At 34.3% G+C, this 16,001-nt stretch carries 19 protein-coding genes and 1 riboswitch; of the genes, 10 read left to right on the top strand and 9 right to left on the bottom strand.

What is annotated here, in order from left to right:
* Window positions 1-618 (bottom strand): hypothetical protein (locus BBH99_RS20505; RefSeq protein WP_131799234.1); only part of this gene is annotated, 618 nt, incomplete at its 3' end.
* 307 nt (window positions 619-925) lie between these two features.
* On the opposite strand from BBH99_RS20505, the gene BBH99_RS22835 reads away from it, so the two are divergent.
* Window positions 926-1,351: a hypothetical protein gene (locus tag BBH99_RS22835; RefSeq protein WP_228390860.1), complete on the top strand. Its 426-nt coding sequence runs from the start codon at window positions 926-928 to the stop codon at window positions 1,349-1,351.
* Window positions 1,352-1,394: 43 nt separating this feature from the next.
* Window positions 1,395-1,709: a YdcF family protein gene (locus BBH99_RS22840; RefSeq protein WP_262487213.1), complete on the top strand. Its 315-nt coding sequence runs from the start codon at window positions 1,395-1,397 to the stop codon at window positions 1,707-1,709.
* Between the two features lie 373 nt (window positions 1,710-2,082).
* On the opposite strand, the gene BBH99_RS20515 is transcribed toward BBH99_RS22840, so the two are convergent.
* On the bottom strand, window positions 2,083-2,478 hold the full coding sequence (locus BBH99_RS20515; RefSeq protein WP_066700122.1) for a VOC family protein: 396 nt from the start codon (window positions 2,476-2,478) through the stop codon (window positions 2,083-2,085).
* Between the two features lie 152 nt (window positions 2,479-2,630).
* On the opposite strand from BBH99_RS20515, the gene BBH99_RS20520 reads away from it, so the two are divergent.
* Window positions 2,631-3,167, top strand: a complete 537-nt coding sequence (locus BBH99_RS20520) for a hypothetical protein (protein WP_066700124.1) — start codon at window positions 2,631-2,633, stop codon at window positions 3,165-3,167.
* A gap of 3 nt (window positions 3,168-3,170) precedes the next feature.
* A complete protein-coding gene (locus BBH99_RS20525; RefSeq protein WP_066700129.1) occupies window positions 3,171-3,767 on the top strand; it encodes a hypothetical protein in 597 nt (198 codons plus the stop codon).
* A 518-nt stretch (window positions 3,768-4,285) separates the two neighbouring features.
* Here the strand turns inward: BBH99_RS20525 and BBH99_RS20530 are convergent.
* The 3 genes from BBH99_RS20530 to BBH99_RS20540 form a co-directional block, all read right to left on the bottom strand.
* Window positions 4,286-4,729, bottom strand: coding sequence for a hypothetical protein (locus BBH99_RS20530; RefSeq protein ID WP_066700130.1), 444 nt, complete (start codon window positions 4,727-4,729; stop codon window positions 4,286-4,288).
* 57 nt (window positions 4,730-4,786) lie between these two features.
* Window positions 4,787-5,572 (bottom strand): hypothetical protein, encoded by a 786-nt coding sequence (locus BBH99_RS20535; protein WP_073300341.1) that lies wholly within the window; start codon window positions 5,570-5,572, stop codon window positions 4,787-4,789.
* Between the two features lie 254 nt (window positions 5,573-5,826).
* Entirely contained in the window at window positions 5,827-7,314 is a 1,488-nt protein-coding gene (locus BBH99_RS20540) for a BspA family leucine-rich repeat surface protein (RefSeq protein WP_066700131.1), read from the bottom strand.
* A gap of 339 nt (window positions 7,315-7,653) precedes the next feature.
* On the opposite strand from BBH99_RS20540, the gene BBH99_RS20545 reads away from it, so the two are divergent.
* Window positions 7,654-8,232 (top strand): Crp/Fnr family transcriptional regulator, encoded by a 579-nt coding sequence (locus tag BBH99_RS20545; protein WP_066700132.1) that lies wholly within the window; start codon window positions 7,654-7,656, stop codon window positions 8,230-8,232.
* A gap of 59 nt (window positions 8,233-8,291) precedes the next feature.
* Window positions 8,292-8,714, top strand: coding sequence for a GNAT family N-acetyltransferase (locus BBH99_RS20550; RefSeq protein WP_066700134.1), 423 nt, complete (start codon window positions 8,292-8,294; stop codon window positions 8,712-8,714).
* Window positions 8,715-8,792: 78 nt separating this feature from the next.
* Here BBH99_RS20550 and BBH99_RS20555 read toward each other — a convergent pair whose 3' ends face one another.
* The 3 genes from BBH99_RS20555 to BBH99_RS20565 form a co-directional block, all read right to left on the bottom strand.
* Window positions 8,793-9,608 (bottom strand): ferritin-like domain-containing protein, encoded by an 816-nt coding sequence (locus BBH99_RS20555; protein WP_066700136.1) that lies wholly within the window; start codon window positions 9,606-9,608, stop codon window positions 8,793-8,795.
* Window positions 9,609-9,634: 26 nt separating this feature from the next.
* On the bottom strand, window positions 9,635-10,348 hold the full coding sequence (locus BBH99_RS20560) for a ferritin-like domain-containing protein (RefSeq protein ID WP_066700138.1): 714 nt from the start codon (window positions 10,346-10,348) through the stop codon (window positions 9,635-9,637).
* Window positions 10,349-10,430: 82 nt separating this feature from the next.
* Window positions 10,431-11,000: a fasciclin domain-containing protein gene (locus BBH99_RS20565; protein ID WP_066700140.1), complete on the bottom strand. Its 570-nt coding sequence runs from the start codon at window positions 10,998-11,000 to the stop codon at window positions 10,431-10,433.
* Between the two features lie 285 nt (window positions 11,001-11,285).
* Here BBH99_RS20565 and BBH99_RS20570 point away from each other — a divergent pair, with 285 nt between their 5' ends.
* A complete protein-coding gene (locus BBH99_RS20570) occupies window positions 11,286-11,855 on the top strand; it encodes an RNA polymerase sigma factor (protein ID WP_228390862.1) in 570 nt (189 codons plus the stop codon).
* 1 nt (window position 11,856) lies between these two features.
* Window positions 11,857-12,657: an anti-sigma factor gene (locus tag BBH99_RS20575; protein WP_066700142.1), complete on the top strand. Its 801-nt coding sequence runs from the start codon at window positions 11,857-11,859 to the stop codon at window positions 12,655-12,657.
* 95 nt (window positions 12,658-12,752) lie between these two features.
* Here BBH99_RS20575 and metE read toward each other — a convergent pair whose 3' ends face one another.
* Window positions 12,753-15,056, bottom strand: coding sequence for a 5-methyltetrahydropteroyltriglutamate--homocysteine S-methyltransferase (metE, locus tag BBH99_RS20580; protein ID WP_066700144.1), 2,304 nt, complete (start codon window positions 15,054-15,056; stop codon window positions 12,753-12,755).
* Window positions 15,057-15,110: 54 nt separating this feature from the next.
* Here metE and BBH99_RS22600 point away from each other — a divergent pair, with 54 nt between their 5' ends.
* Together BBH99_RS22600 and BBH99_RS20585 are read left to right on the top strand one after the other, a co-directional pair.
* Window positions 15,111-15,248 (top strand): hypothetical protein, encoded by a 138-nt coding sequence (locus BBH99_RS22600; protein WP_165601974.1) that lies wholly within the window; start codon window positions 15,111-15,113, stop codon window positions 15,246-15,248.
* A riboswitch (cobalamin riboswitch) is annotated at window positions 15,233-15,418 on the bottom strand. It overlaps the preceding gene by 16 nt.
* Before the next feature lie 185 nt (window positions 15,419-15,603).
* Window positions 15,604-16,001, top strand: a 398-nt coding sequence (locus BBH99_RS20585) for an Lrp/AsnC family transcriptional regulator (RefSeq protein WP_066700146.1), incomplete at its 3' end; no start/stop codon positions are given.

Genomic DNA, 16,001 nt, shown 5'->3' on the forward strand with positions numbered 1-16,001 from the left:
GGGATTCAAATCATAAAGAATGCATTTATCATTAGAATATAAGAATATGGCTTCAGGATGCTTCAATTTGAGTTGCTCTTGGAGAACCCTGAAATTATAAATATGTTCCTCACTTCCTGTACTGATCGTATTAATAAAGCCCGAAAAAATAAGAGCCATAGTTATTATATACGCAATTTTTCCATATTTTTGATTCAGCATCTTTTTCTGATAATGATAGCATATTACCAATCCAATGTTTAAGAATAAGTAAAATATAAGTTGTAAAATGCTTGGAATATTATTGGTGATATAAAACAGATATAAATATAATATTATTGCTACAATGGTGAGTAGGAGTATTCCTATTTTATGCTTTTTTCCAGGGAAGTTTCTAAAAATATAATATAATAATAATCCTAGAAGCATTAATGGCATATTGAGTAGAACTAAAGTACCATCTAAAACAATTTGGCTAATTGAAAAACAACTACTTACAAGGTTAGGTGAATGTATACTTATCTGAGCAATTTGCTTAATTACCCCTAAAAGTGATGGGATAATTATTAAAAATGGTAAATATTCCTTTACAAATTGTAAAGTCTTAACCTCTTCTAAAAAAATTAAAAAATCTTTCATTTGTTTATTATTTTAATTGTGCGAATCTAGGTCTAAAAAGGGAAAATTTAGATATTAATTATCACTTTTTTGTGATTAATTTTGTGTATTTTTTTATTGAAAGCCATATTGTTAGACATGAAAATCTACGATATTTTCTTTGTTTATATCTTTTTATTAAATTCAAAATTTTATGACATTCATTGTTTTTTAGTAGGTAAGAACATGTCTGCTTACTTTTCATAATGAATTGTGAAAAAGACGGGCTCATGAAATAATCTTACCTTTGAAAACTCAATGTTTTCTTCATTAATCAATATTATTATAGATGAAATTTTTATTAGACTTTTTATTTCGTGTTTTTCAGCTTTTTACAGAACCTTATTTTTTAGTATTTCTTGCCATAGTTATCATTGCTGTGTTGAAAAGAAAAAATAAAAGTAAGAAACTGAGGATAGGAATCTTTATATCCACAATTGTCATGGTGATCCTTATAGGAAATGGTTTTCTGGGGAAACTGATTTCCGGATATTTACAGGAAAGTTATCTCAATACTCCTGAAGTGAAGAGTACAGTGGCTCAGAACCCTGTTATAGTAGTATTGGGTGGCGGTGTTGTTGATATTGATAATACGGAAAAGTTGCATACCATGTCTTATTCCAGAATGGTGACCGCTTATCAATTGTATCATGAGTTTAAGAAAAATAACCAGCCTTGTAAAATTTTAATTTCCGGAAAAGGAAAAAGGGCGTAAAAGTGAAGCAGAGCTTTTCAGTGAAGATTTTAAAAAGATGGGAGTGGCAGATGCTGACATTATTAAGGAAGATCAAAGTATGAATACCTATCAGAATGCAAAATTTTCCAATGAGATATTGAAAAAGATAGGAGTTTCTAATATATACTTGGTGACTTCAGGTTTTCATATGAAGAGATCTGTTGCGCTGTTTCAAACATTTGGATTAAAACCTATTCCACAGGCATCAGATCTTATTGATACAGAAATCACTGTATTTCCCAATAGCTATAATGCGGCTTTTACATTTGTGATGTTGAAAGAGGTAGTGGGAATATGGCAGGTGCAGGTGTATAATAGTTTGGGAATGAATAAGTAATATTTTACAGCCTATTTAGAAGAACAAACCGGACTCTTGAGTTAGCTCAAGAGTCCGGTTTGCTTTAAAGCATTGTTATTAATAAGTTTTGGCTAAAGCCAAATTGGTTATGATGTTTTCTATCCGATGGGCTAAAGCCCATCTCTATTGAATTTATATTATTGTATTTATATATCAGTTTACTTTCTTCAATGAAATCAGGGTTTGTTTTTCTATAAGATTTTTTCAAAAATCATCAACAAAGTCATTAAATACATAAAAATCCAGATAAGCTCAAAAAACTGGTGTTTTTCCATCCTCAACCTATGCTATCTGCTTGAAAATAAAGGGTGTTTATGGGCAAAAATGAATTTTAACCAAATTTTCAGGATTTCTACATCTTAAAGACATTAAATTTATGTCCATCCGGGTCTGCAAAGACAAAACCATAATAATTGTTTCCAAAACTTTCAGGCTCCGAAACAATGGTTCCGCCGGCATTTCTAACTTCCGCTGCCCATTGATTTACCTGATCGTTATTTTCTGCAGAAACGGTAAATATAATTTCATTCGAAGTTTGGGAGTCACCGAAGGAAACTCCTTTCACATTGGTTTCCAGTATATTTTTCAGAAAGAAATGAATAACAAAATTATTTTCTCCGAAAAAGAAACTTACTAACTCATTAGAAGTGTGAGGATTATTGGGAGTACATCCTATGGCTTCATAAAACTTTTGGGTACGTTCCAGGTTGGCAACTGCCAGATTGGCCCAGATCATTTTAGGTTTCATATATTTTTATTTTTGGTTAGGATAAAATTAGTTCCTTTTGAAAGGATAAAGATTGCCATGTGGCAAGATTTTGTATTTTTAATGGGAAAAAGTAGGAGGAGAGAGGTTTATGATGGTATAATTTAACATAATATATTGTAGGGAAATTAGTAATGAAGTTAAGAGATAAAATAGAACCGGATTTTGAAACTGCGGAAAAGCGGTATCCTGAAGTTTTAAAGCTTATTTTAGATTATACAGACTGGTGTGATGAACATGGAGATGAAGATTCTGTTGAATATAAAAAGCTGGAAGAGAGGCTGCATATAATGACCGGAAAGGAAATGTCCCGTTTCAATCTTTGGGAATGGTGGGAAGGAGATGGGGCAGAGCACTTGTCTTTTGATATCAGCTTACCAGATCCGCAGATTGTTGAAGATATTACAAAGGATGAATTGGCTGAAATAGTAAGGAGAATGAAAACGTTTGAAATTCCTGATGACCAGTCTTTTAAAGGAATATTTTACAGCTATATATGCTTCGGAAGCAATTATTTTCCGGATTTTTTGAAACTTAATTTTAAAGATTATCATATTAAGTTATTTCAGTCTCATCAAGATAAAGAAGGTAACTATTATGAATACAGCCCGGAAGAAATAACAGATACATTATGGAAAGGAGGCTTGAATTATAATGCAATAAGAAAATAACAGATGAACGATACTATTATCAATAAAATAAAAACTTTAGGAGGAAATACAAATGCTGTAGATCAAGGGAAAAGCTTTATAGAAAACTGGCAGAATATTACTTTTAACCATTATTTGTATGATAAGGATTGGGATGTTTACGGAATTGACCAATTTTATGAATCCAATAAAGAACTGTATCATAATCAGCCGGAAAAATTCTATGAGAATCTGCTGAATCATTATTTTTCAGCTCACGATTCCGCGTATGGGCAGTATTTTGTGAAAGATTGGGTGTTTACACCTTTTAAAGAAGGCTCTGAAGATAATGAGGAATTTGAAGATTTAATTGATCAAGATTATGTAGAGGAAATTATAGGACTTCCTAAGCCGGAATTTATGTGTATCATGTATTCTTATGGATATCCGGATCATTATTTCGTGTGTACAACAGATCCTGATCCCTCTAATCTGACGGTATACAGTACTGACCATGAAGTATACTTTGATGAACTTGAAAATGAAGGAAATATGGAGGGATTTTTAGACCGATTTATGACAAAGCAAGAGTTCAGGGAAGTTGTTACAGGCTATTTAACAGAGAAATTCAATTTAACATAATATAGACTTGATCTACAGATAAACTTAAAATATAATTGCTCAGAATCGATTCTACGGAATTATAAAATTATTTAAGGGAAATATCAGGAACCACAGACACAATGATCATTCAATAGGTAGTAGATTTTTTTATCAGCTGTAGATCTCATCAATGTTTTAAATTTTATAAAGCTGGGAAAATTACGCTCAGAAGTCGAAGGATTTATGATTTCAGCTGGAGAAGTTGTAGAAAGACAATTATCCAATTCAAAATTATTTCTGAATGTATCGTACAATAGATTTTAATATTGGAGCAACAGAAAATGACAGGCATAGTGTAGTTTATTCCTGATATTGAAGTTCGGCTGAAGAAGCTTTGAATTATACGCTGGATACACTTATAAAGTAATAAGCGAGGCTGTTATATACTCTTTTCTGTAATAATATTATTTTTCCTATAATTTATATTATGTTAAATTGTAATTATTTCAGGATTTCAAAATATTCTTTTCCTGGCCTCCATTTGTTTGATATTCAATCTATTTTAGAATATGCATTTCTACAGGCTCTATAAATGCTTTATGGATTATTTCGTCTTTTTCCTGTTGATGATCACTAAGTACTGGATATGCTACAAGATGATAATGAAAATCTAATGGTTTGTTTACATAGGTCTTATCAAATGAAAAATATCCTTTCTTCGCATAGAAAATAAAATCTCTCAGATACATCTCTTTATTAAATTTTCTGAAATTTATTTCTGGATTACCCAATTTTAAAATCTTATCCAGATTTGGATTAAGTTTATATTCATAATCTGTATTCGTAGATTTTTGAAGATTTATTTTAGTTTCTAAATGTTTAGAATCCTTGTATATTTCATCTCGAACATGTCCGCCAGCCGTTGCTAAATGAATTTTCCCCCATGTAGGATCAGTCAAAAATAGATCTAAATCATAAACAAATGAGTCATTTGTATCCATTTTGATTTTTTTTAAATGTATTTGTATAATGCACTCTCCTATTAATGATTGTTCATGCTACTTAAGCTCAAGCTCATCAAAATCCTTTATTTCAGATAATTTCATAAGCCTTTCAACCCTGATTGTTTCCCAGGTATTTTTGTATTTAACTTCATAATTGTTTCCATCATCATCCTTATTTAAATTGTCTTTTGTGAGCTTCTTTTTGGTCAGAAAATTAATACTCACTTCATATTGAGGTACCGGACCATTGCTTGAATATGAATCATAGCCAATAAGCTCCATATCCCCATTTTGATACCTAAAAGTGTATCCCCAGGATCCGTATCTTCCATGTCCATAATCAATATGTAGGTTTCCTTTTTGAATGCTTACATTCAACTCAGGGGCAAAATATACGCCGCCATCCTCATTTTCAGAGGAAAAACAACTGTAATTTTTTGAAGCCAATTCATAGTAATTCCCTTTATTTAATAGTACAATAATGCCTCTTCTATTTCGATCTAGCTCTCCACGATTTTCGTCCTGTATAATTTTACTTTTGTCTGTTCCCTTAATGATAAGCACTACATCTTCAAGTCCATCTTTATTCAGATCACCTTTTATTTCGTCCCAGCCTGCAGCTGAAATACCTCCTTCATATTTGTTGATTACATAACCTTCCGGTACAAAATCACTTGGATTTTTCTTCCCTTCAGTACTTTCAGGTGATTGATTTACAGAAGTATTGATCTGTTCCGTTTTTTGGCTTTTTGTACTTTTGTTTTCAGTTGATTTCTGCTTTTCATTTTTACAAGATTGCAAAACAAAAGTAAGTGTTAGAAATATAAATACTTTTTTCATCTGTTTTTATATTGTTTCATCTTCGGATGAATTAAGGTTAAAATCTTAATGGTCTATTTTATTGACTAATATAAATAATTTTTACATTTCTATCTAAGTATGTTGAAGTTCATCATCTGTGAAAATCTGAGTACTCTGCGGTAAAAAATTACTTCCGCTAACTGTTTCCTGTTGTTAATAGAAAAGCCTCCAAAGTCTCAGACTTTGGAGGCTTTAATTAAGTAGTCATTTGGCTATTTATTGTTGAATTTAAGTTATTTCTTAATGATTTTAGTGAAAATCGTATTGCTTTTTAATAAATAATTCCCAGACGGATACTCAGTTAGGTCCACACGATTGTTTCCTTTATTTAAAATCACATTTTTAATAATTTTACCTGTAATGTCATATAAATAAGCACTTTCGTTAGCAGTGGATTCAATAGTAATTACTCCTGTTGTCGGATTTGGATAAGCCGGAGTTTTCATTTGTTTTGAAGTTTCTGCTGTTGATAAGCTGGCGTTACAACTCGGGTTATAAGTATCTCCATTAATAGTAAAACCTTTGTTAACTAATTGAGCTCTTGCCATAATAGCTTGTGGCGTAGAATAAGTTAATCCTGCTGCTTCTATGACTCCAATTGCGGATCCTAAGTTTGACAATGTAGGATTATTGCTGAGAGCAATTAAAAATTTATTATAATTAATACATGATAAACCAGAATTGTTAAATCCGAAATACACATAGGCCGAAGGAATATTTTGAAACTTGATATTCCATGTAGAAATATCCTGATCAAAAAGCGAAGCACCATTAAACATCATAAAACCATAAGCACCCGAAATTTTACTAACATCCCAGTTTCCAATAGGTTGATTAAATGATGAGGCATTGGTAAACATTTGATCAAAACTTACTACCTTACTCGTATTCCAATTATTAAGAGGCTGATTGAAGGATTTAGCATTAGAGAACATATAACGGAAATTCGTCGCATTGCTTGTATTCCAAGAATTTAATGGCTGGTTGAAGGCTATTGCATCCTGGAACATTGAAATGAAATTGGTTCCGGAAGAGGTATTCCAGGCAGAAATATTTTGATTAAAAGAAGATGCGTAAGAAAACATATCCCGAAAATCTGTTACTTTTGCTGTATTCCAGGTTCCAATAGGCTGATTAAACAATTTTGCTTTGCTAAACATACTGTTCATATTTGTAATGTTGCTTGTGTTCCAGTTAGCAAATGACGAATTACCAATCAAAGATGGACAATTAAGGAACATTTGTGATAAATTGTTTATCTGTGTCAGATTAGGAACATCTGTAGCAGTTACATTAAGGTTCGGACAGTTTGCAAATCCTTGATCGAATTGCTGAAGCCAAAGAATATCTCCCCATTGGCTCACTTCGAAGAGTTCCGAATTTCCGGTGGCATTCGGGCTACCTTTAAATCCATAAAATAATCCATTACCATTGGATGCCTTTACTTTGTAGGCTGCCTGGATAGGATTAGGATTCAAAGAAGTTCCAAAAGAAATAGTTGTAAAAATATTGCTGTTAGAGGTTACAGAAAGTGCCCCACCATGTTGAGGATAGCCTATTTCTTCCCAGCTAATGGTGTAGTTGGTTCCCGTGCCGCCAAAAGATATTGCATTATCTATGGTTCCGTTTATATTAGGTTTCCACAAAGTAATAAACTCATTCTGTGCATAAGAAATGAAAAATAAAAAAAGAAAAATGATTACCAGTTGTTTTTTGTACATAAATTTTAAATAATAATTTAAGGTTAGGATTAGGTTTAATAAGATTGTAACTTCCCGGGGTTCTGTGTCTTATCTCTAATACAAAGATATAGACGCATAGCGACAGAACGTGTCGTATTATAATTTTATGAGTAAATTTTTTGAATATTTTTTTAAATAATATTTATTCGTATCTATTTGATAGTTAGCTTTTTAAATTTATTATCTTGCATGGAAATCTGTGAAATCTGAGTAATCGGTGGGAAAAAATGTTTTAACTTTAGTTTTGGCTGCATTTTAGAATTTATTCAGGATAAAATGTATCTTGTACTCTCCTATTCTTATTCTGTATTATAAATTATGCTGTTAGAAAAATTATTCAAGGAATTTGAGGTAGATATTCATCCATTCAACTCAGCTGATTCTGAGCTTTTTGACCAATATTTTGAACGTATTCTGGTTAAAAAGAACACTTTCCTTATCCAGGAAGGCGAATTGGAAAAATACAGCTACTTCATTTTCAGTGGAATAGCCCGTTGCTGGACTTTAAATCATAAAGGTGAAGAACAGACGTTCTGGTTTTGTAAGGAAGGTAATTTCTCTTTATCCAATATCTCCTTTACACTACAGGACCGATCAACTTTTAATGTGCAAACCATTACAGATTGTGAGATCTATAGAATTGATTATCAGCAGGCAGAAAAGCTCTACAAATCGATTCCCGGTTTAAAACCAGTTTTTGAAGACCTAACTGCCAGGCTGTTAAATAAGCTTCTCAACCGGAATATAGACCTGATAAAATATTCTCCTGAACAATATTACCTGCAACTGATGGCAGACTATGGAAATACTTTCAATGATATCCCTTTAAAAGATATTGCTTCTTATCTGGGAATTACACCTCAGGCACTAAGCAGGATACGCAAACGTATTTTTTAACCTAAGTTCAGTGTTTGATGCTTATAAATATGGATTTTTGCACCACAAAATTAACCATTATGATTAGAGAAATTAAAGAAGCGGATTATCCACAATTGATGAAGATCTGGGAAAGTGCCGTACTCAATACCCATGATTTTTTGAAGGAAGAAGATTTTAATTATTATAAAGAACAGATCCCAGGTTATTTTGAACATGTTACCTTATTGGGATTTGAAGTAGATAATGCTGTAGTCGGATTCATGGGCGTTGCAGAAGGAAATCTTGAAATGCTGTTTATCCATAACGATTATCGTGGAAAAGGAATAGGTAAACAACTGACCCAATACGGAATAGATCATTTAGAAGTTACCAAAGTAGATGTAAATGAGCAAAATTTACAGGCCGTTGATTTTTATAAACATATCGGATTTCGTGTGTTGGGCAGGTCAGAATTGGACGGACAGGGTAAAGAATATCCTATTCTGCATATGGGATTGTAATCCTGTTAAAACAAATTATTATCATCAAAAGCATCCCGCAGGATGCTTTTGACTTTTGATGATATAGGTCTATCTTTACTAAGCAATAAATAATGAAGCAATAGTCTGTGCATCACTTCCGCTCAAAATTTCATCATACGCCGCAGATCCAGCCGCAGCCCCGAAAGCAGTTCCAGTATTATACCCGGCCTGATTAACATTGTCCTCGCCTGCGTAAACCGGATTGGTAGCTGATGGCATATTTCCACCGTTAGCAAGTTCAATCCAACCTTTATTAGCTCTCATTCTTCGTACTTGTGAAGCATGTCTTGCCTCTACAGAATGAATCTGCAATGCCGCTTGAAGAACAACTTTATTAGACATAACATTTCCAGCCTGTCCTTTATAAGCCCTTACTCCTGTATCTTCAAAAGCCTGTGCCAGAATAAGAAATTGGTTGTAATCGGTAAACGGTGAAAAATTACCATTTGCAGTAAAATCAAAAGTTGGTTTACTTCCGGGAGTGGCTCCCAGAGAGGTAAGCGTACTTTTCAGAAAACTGACGTGGGCAGATTCATGTTTGGAAATCTGCATAAAAACAGTTCTGTCTGCATTGGGAATCAATCCTGCTGTGGATAATCCTATAGCGTAATATTCGTTTTCAAGATATTCAAGTACCAACGCGAGTTGTAGAGCATCTGTTAAAGTGCTTTTAAGGGCTGTTCCGGTAATCTGTGTATGAGTTGTCTCTGCCTTTACAGAGGTAGTCATTAAACCTCCCAATCCTAAAGGAACAGCTGCAGTGGCTGCTTTTTTTCCGAAAACGGATAGGTTGGTAATGGTTTCCAATCGGGACGCTTCCGTTGTGAAAAATTGATCATGAGAAAGTTTATCTAATAATTTAAGAATGTTCATAATACAAGTTTTTTGAAGATGAATAATTAATTAATACCTCTTTCTTTCCACGTAAAACGGGTTTTTATAAACCCTCCTGCGGCCATTACAATATCCTTTGGCTCTTTGGCGAGATCAAGACCATTGGCATCGATCACATCGTCACCGGAAAAATCAGCAGTTCCGGGATTGATAAGATTTCTGATCGCAGAAGCATGTCTGGCTTCTACGGAAACTATTTTTCCTGCAATCACAAGATAGTCAGGATTGCTTATATACTTTCCGGCACCGTTGTAGGCGGCTACCCCTGTATCTTCCAGTGCTTTGGCCGTGGCAAGTACAGAGTTCCGGTCATTAAAGTTTAGATTGGGATATTGGAAGTCAAGCTTTGGAAGTACATTTTGAGTCGCACCGCTGATGGCTGCTTTAAAAAAATCCCGATGGATGACCTCATGATGGTAAAGATCTGTGAAAATCTCTTTTTCAATACTGGAAATTCCGGTATAAAAATTATTCACTACTTTGGTGTAAAAATCGGCTTCCAGTTGTTCAAGAGCATAGGCATAATTTAAAATTCCTACATCTCCGGTTCCTAAATCAAAGGTCTTGCTGTTATCCATCATCTGGTAGTCATCATCATCATTACAGCCTATCATGGTAAGCCCGGCAATGGCCAGTCCTACGCCACTTAGCTTTAAAAAGTTTCTTCTGCTTGTATCAAGAGTGGCCCCCTGATTAGAAACATGAATCATTTTTTTCATAATATTAATTTTTAATGTGTTGGATAAATCGTTAAAAGAAAAAACAGCACACTGAAAATATGCTGTTCAGGCTTAATGTTGACTAGGGCATCAGAACCGTATCTATTACGTGAATAACTCCGTTGGACTGATTAACGTCTGCAATGGTTACTTTAGCACTGTTTCCTTTCGCATCTTTTATATAAAGATCCTTACCTTTCGTCCAGAAAGTAAGTTCCTCGCCCTGTACTGTTTTCATCATGCTTTTTCCGTTTCCGGCTTTTACTGCGGCCCAAATTTCTTTCGCACTGTGTCTTCCAGGCAGAACATGATAGGTTAATATACCTGTAAGCATCGCCTTATTTTCTGGTTTTACCAAAGTTTCTACTGTACCTTTAGGTAATTTTGAAAATGCTGCATCAGTAGGTGCCAAAACCGTAAAAGGTCCTTTACCTTCCAGTGTTTCTACCAATCCTGCAGCTTTTACAGCTGCTACTAAAGTTTTATGATCCTTAGAGTTGACGGCATTTTCAATAATGTTTTTAGATGGATACATAGGAGCTCCTCCTACCATTACTGTTTTTTCTTTCATCATTTGTGCGTTTACCTTTCCACTAAATGCAAATGATAAAGCTACCATTGCTAAAACTGTGATTTTTGATTGTGTGTTCATTGTAATGTTTTTATGAATTATTATTAATTTGTGTTCTTAAGGTCATTTACGAGCTGGATTTTAATTTGGATTGAAAAAAGATGAAATATTTTATAAATAACAGTATATCAGTTGTTTATTTTTTTTATACCTTATGTTTTCGGCCTTTAATTGTTATGATACCCATTAGAATGACTTTTGACCGTAAGTTTTTTGTATTTAATAATTTTTGAATATTGTCTTAAAATCATTTATGAAATAAAGATTATTTGAATTTTGTTGAATGTGTGTATTATTTTATTACATTTGAGTAGAAAAATAAATATTATTAAAACAACCTATTCTGAAGAAGAACTTATCGTTTTATTAAAAGAAAAGAACGAAAATGGGTTTCATTATCTGTATGACCACTATTCCGGTGCGTTGTATGGAATTGTTCTTCGTATTGTTCAGTCTAAAGAATATGCAGAAGAAGTTATTCAGGATGTTTTTGTTAAAATCTGGAATTCTATTCATCAATATGATGCTTCTAAAGGGAGATTTTATACCTGGATGATTAATATTGCCAGAAACACAGCCATAGATTATCTGAAGTCTAAAGGATTCCAGAACGAGCTTAAAAACCAACCCCTTCCCGATTTCGTATATAATAGCACAGAACTTTCAACAGCCAATCATTCAGTGGATTATATTGGATTTAACAATGTGCTTGAAAATCTGGAAGTGGACAAACAGGAACTCATCAATCTTTCCTATTATCAGGGATATACACAGCATGAGATTTCTGAAAAACTGAAGATACCGCTTGGAACAGTTAAAACAAAAATGCGGAATGCATTAATGAAATTAAAGGACTTGTTAAAAGATTATCAATAAATTGAACACTAAAGAATACATATCATCCGGAATTATAGAATCTTATATTCTAGGTCATGCTTCTCCTGAGGAAGCAGGGATTTTGGAGTGTGTGATGAAGAATAATGCTGAAGTAAAAGCCGCCTATGAAGAGGCTCAGAAAACGCTGGAAAATCTTGCTACAGTGCAGGCTGTAACACCTCCAAGCGATTTGAAATCTAAGATTTGGACCAAAATTCAGAAGGAACAGGTTTTAGAAGAAGAAAAATCTTTTTCTCCGGAAATTTCTGTTGCTCCTTCTGTACCCGAAATTAAAAAAAGTACTCCCTGGAAAACATTGGGTATTGCTGCCTCTGTTTTATTTTTGGCAAGTGTGGCCGGAAATCTTTTTTGGGTCAGTAAGCAATCGGAAGTACAAAAAGAAATGGCCGTAATGAAGGCTGAAAAACAATCTCAGGATTTGGCAATGCAGAAGATGAACCAAAAAATAACCATGTTGTCTAATCCTGATATGCAGATGGTGATGCTAAATGGTGTAGAGAATCATAAGGATGCTAAGGCAATGGTTTTCTGGGATAAAAAGACAAAAGAAGTTTATCTTAATGCAGAGCATTTGCCTAAGGCTCCTGCAGGAATGCAATATCAGCTTTGGGCAATAGAAGACGGAAAACCCGTAAATGCTGGAATGTATTCGGAAGATAAAGACAGCCAGGTTGCATTAGCCAGTATTTCAAAAGCACAGGCTTTTGCAATTACCCTTGAAAAAGAAGGTGGAAGCCCTGTTCCAACAATGGAAAATATGTTTGTAATGGGAGGAACCTAAAAAAAGATAATAGAGTAAAGACTATTAAGTAAAAATATGTAAAATCAAAAAGCATCCAATCTGGATGCTTTTTGATTTATACTGATACTGTATAATTAAGATGCAAATTCTACAGAAGCTTCTTTGGCAGCCGCAACCATAGCAACTAATGCCTTTTCTGTTTCTTCCCAATGTCTGGTCTTTAAACCGCAATCAGGGTTTACCCAAAGCTGCTTCGCAGGAATTACCTGTTGAGCCTTGATAAGCAGCTCTATCATTTCTTCCTTAGACGGAACTCTTGGTGAATGGATGTCATAAACTCCCGGACCAATTTCATTAGGATATTTGAAATCTGCAAACGCATGTAAAAGCTCCATTTGTGACCTTGAACATTCTATCGTGATCACATCAGCATCCATATCTGCAATATTCTTAATAATGTCATTAAATTCCGAATAGCACATGTGCGTATGGATCTGGGTTGTGTCTTCTACTCCACTGGCAGAGATTTTAAATGCTTCTACTGCCCATTTCAGATAGTTTTGCCAATCTGTTTTTCTTAATGGTAAACCTTCACGGATAGCCGGTTCATCAATCTGAATAATTCTGATTCCTACTTTCTCAAGATCCTGAACTTCATCACGGATGGCCAGAGCAATTTGTTTACAGGTTTCGGAACGAGGCTGGTCATCACGCACAAAGGACCACTGTAAAATGGTTACAGGACCTGTTAGCATACCTTTTACCCATTGTTTTGTTTGAGACTGTGCATATTGGGACCAGTATACTGTCATAGGTTCAGGTCTTGAAACATCTCCAAAAATAATCGGTGGTTTTACACAACGGCTACCATAACTCTGTACCCAGCCATTTTTAGTGAAAATAAAGCCTTTCAGCTGTTCTCCAAAATATTCCACCATATCATTGCGTTCATATTCACCATGAACAAGAACATCAATTCCGATGTTTTCCTGCCAGCGGATGGTTCTTTGGGTTTCTTCTTTTAATAATGCATCATATTGTTTCGCTGTTAACTCTCCTTTTTTGAACTTTGCTCTCCAGCTTCTTACCTCTGCGGTCTGTGGGAATGATCCGATCGTAGTGGTTGGAAACAATGGAAGTTGTAATGTCTCTTTTTGTGCTACCTTGCGGATATTGAAAGGATTTTGTCTCTGTGAATCTTGCTCTGTGACAGATGCTGCTCTTAGCTTTACTTCTTCATTATGAATAAGCGGAGACGTTTTTCTGTCTGAAATTGCCTTTTTATTATCCTCAAAATCCTGTAGAATAAGGCTGTCTGTTGTAGCTGAAGCCAATTCTTTAAGGATAACCACTTCTTTCACCTTTTGTTTGGCAAAAGCCAGCCAGTTTTTTATTTCAGGATCCAGGTTGGTTTCAAAGTCTAAATCACATGATGAATGTAATAATGAACTTGATGGAGCGATGAAAACTCTTTCAGATCCCAGTTTTTCGACAGTTTTTGTAATAAAAGACAAAGATTTTTCGTAATCATTTTTCCAGATATTCCTTCCGTCTACCACCCCAAGAGATAAACTCAAGTTTTCAGGAATTATATGAAGAATATCTTCCAGTTGTTCCGGGTTTCTGACCAGATCAATATGCAGCACATTGACAGGAAGTGAAACAGCTAATGCTACATTGTTTTTTAATCCTTCAAAATAAGTGGCTACAATGAATTTTAGGTTTGGAAACAGCCTTCTAAGCTCAGCATATACAAGCACATAAGCTTCTTTTGCTTTTTCAGTAATATCCAATGCTAAAAAGGGTTCATCAAACTGAATCCATTCAGCACCTTGAGATTGTAGTTTTGATATGATTTCAGCATAAACAGGAAGTAGATTATGAACAAGATCCAGTTTATCAAATCCTTCTTCTTTTTCCTTTCCTAACAATAAATAAGAAATCAAGCCGATAATTACAGGTTTTGCATTGATTCCAGCCTGTTGAGCACCGGCAAATTCATTGAAAATTTTATCTGAACTAAGCTTAAACTGCTGATTTTTATAAAATTCAGGAACAATATAATGGTAATTGGTATCAAACCATTTGGTCATTTCCATGGCGGTGATGTCCAATCCGTCTTTCTGGTAGCCTCTGGCCATCGCAAAGTAAAGATCCAGTTCAGAATTATTCTTTTTAAGCGCTACTTCATGATAACGTGTAGGAATAGCTCCTACTACCAGGCTCATATCCAGTACCTGATCGTAATAAGAAAAATCATTACATGGAATAAGATCTATTCCCGCTTCTTTCTGAAGGTTCCAGTTTTGGCTGCAGATCGTTCTTCCTGCGGTAAGAAGTTCTTCCAAAACAATTTTACCTGACCAATACTGCTCGCAGGCTTTCTTAAGTTCTCTTTTGCTACCAATACGCGGATAGCCCAGAATGTGAGTTTGCATTTTTACAAATTTTAAATTACACTTTATTTCTAATGCTCTTTAAAATGCTTCGGAATGCTTTGTACGGCTAAGAAGTTGTTTGAAATCATTGATATAGACAGCTTGTACAATTCTCCTGAAGGAAAATGTACTGCCCATATCATCTGTATGACTCAAAAGCTTCAGACCGCGAAAGCATTGTCAATTCAGTAAAGGCAGGTCTCCTGACTTGTAACAGTTTCCGCCATCCTTCCCGCTTTTGACAGTGGATATGCAAGGACAGAAACCTTTGGTGTGTTACTTACAGTTGCGCGACAGTTCATGATTCTCACACGATTCCCTATTAATCTACCTTAAGTAAAACCTTTCCTGTTTGATGAAGACGGTAAAGAACTTATCTATTATCAAACTAATAATAATAGATTTTAATTTTGTGTAAAATTATTAAAACAGAATATATTATCAATAAACTATAATTTATTAGGTTAAAATAACTTTTAAAATATAAATTAAAAGAATATAATTCTGTAAATTTGACTGATCTTAACCTCTAAAAGAATAATATTCTGTGGAACAACTTGATGATAAGGATATAAAACTGCTGAAACTGCTTCAGAACAATGCAAAACTGACGGTTAAAGAGCTTGCCAAGGAAATTAATCTCTCACCCTCGCCTGTTTTTGAAAGGGTAAAAAGGCTGGAACAGGAAGGTTTTGTAAAAAGATATGCTGCTGTACTGGATGCTGAAAAGCTTAACCGTGGATTTACAGTGTTTTGTCAGATCAAACTAAAGATTCATGACCGGTCTGTAGGGTATGATTTTGTAAAAGAAATCCTGGAAATTCCGGAAGTGGCAGAGTGCTACAATATTTCCGGAGATTTTGATTTTCTCCTGAAAGTTCAGGTTTGTGATATGAAACATTACCAGGATTTTGTGTTTAATAAGCTAGGATCTGTAGATTCTAT

It is taken from the genome of Chryseobacterium contaminans (genome assembly GCF_001684955.1).
GTDB lineage: Bacteria > Bacteroidota > Bacteroidia > Flavobacteriales > Weeksellaceae > Chryseobacterium > Chryseobacterium contaminans.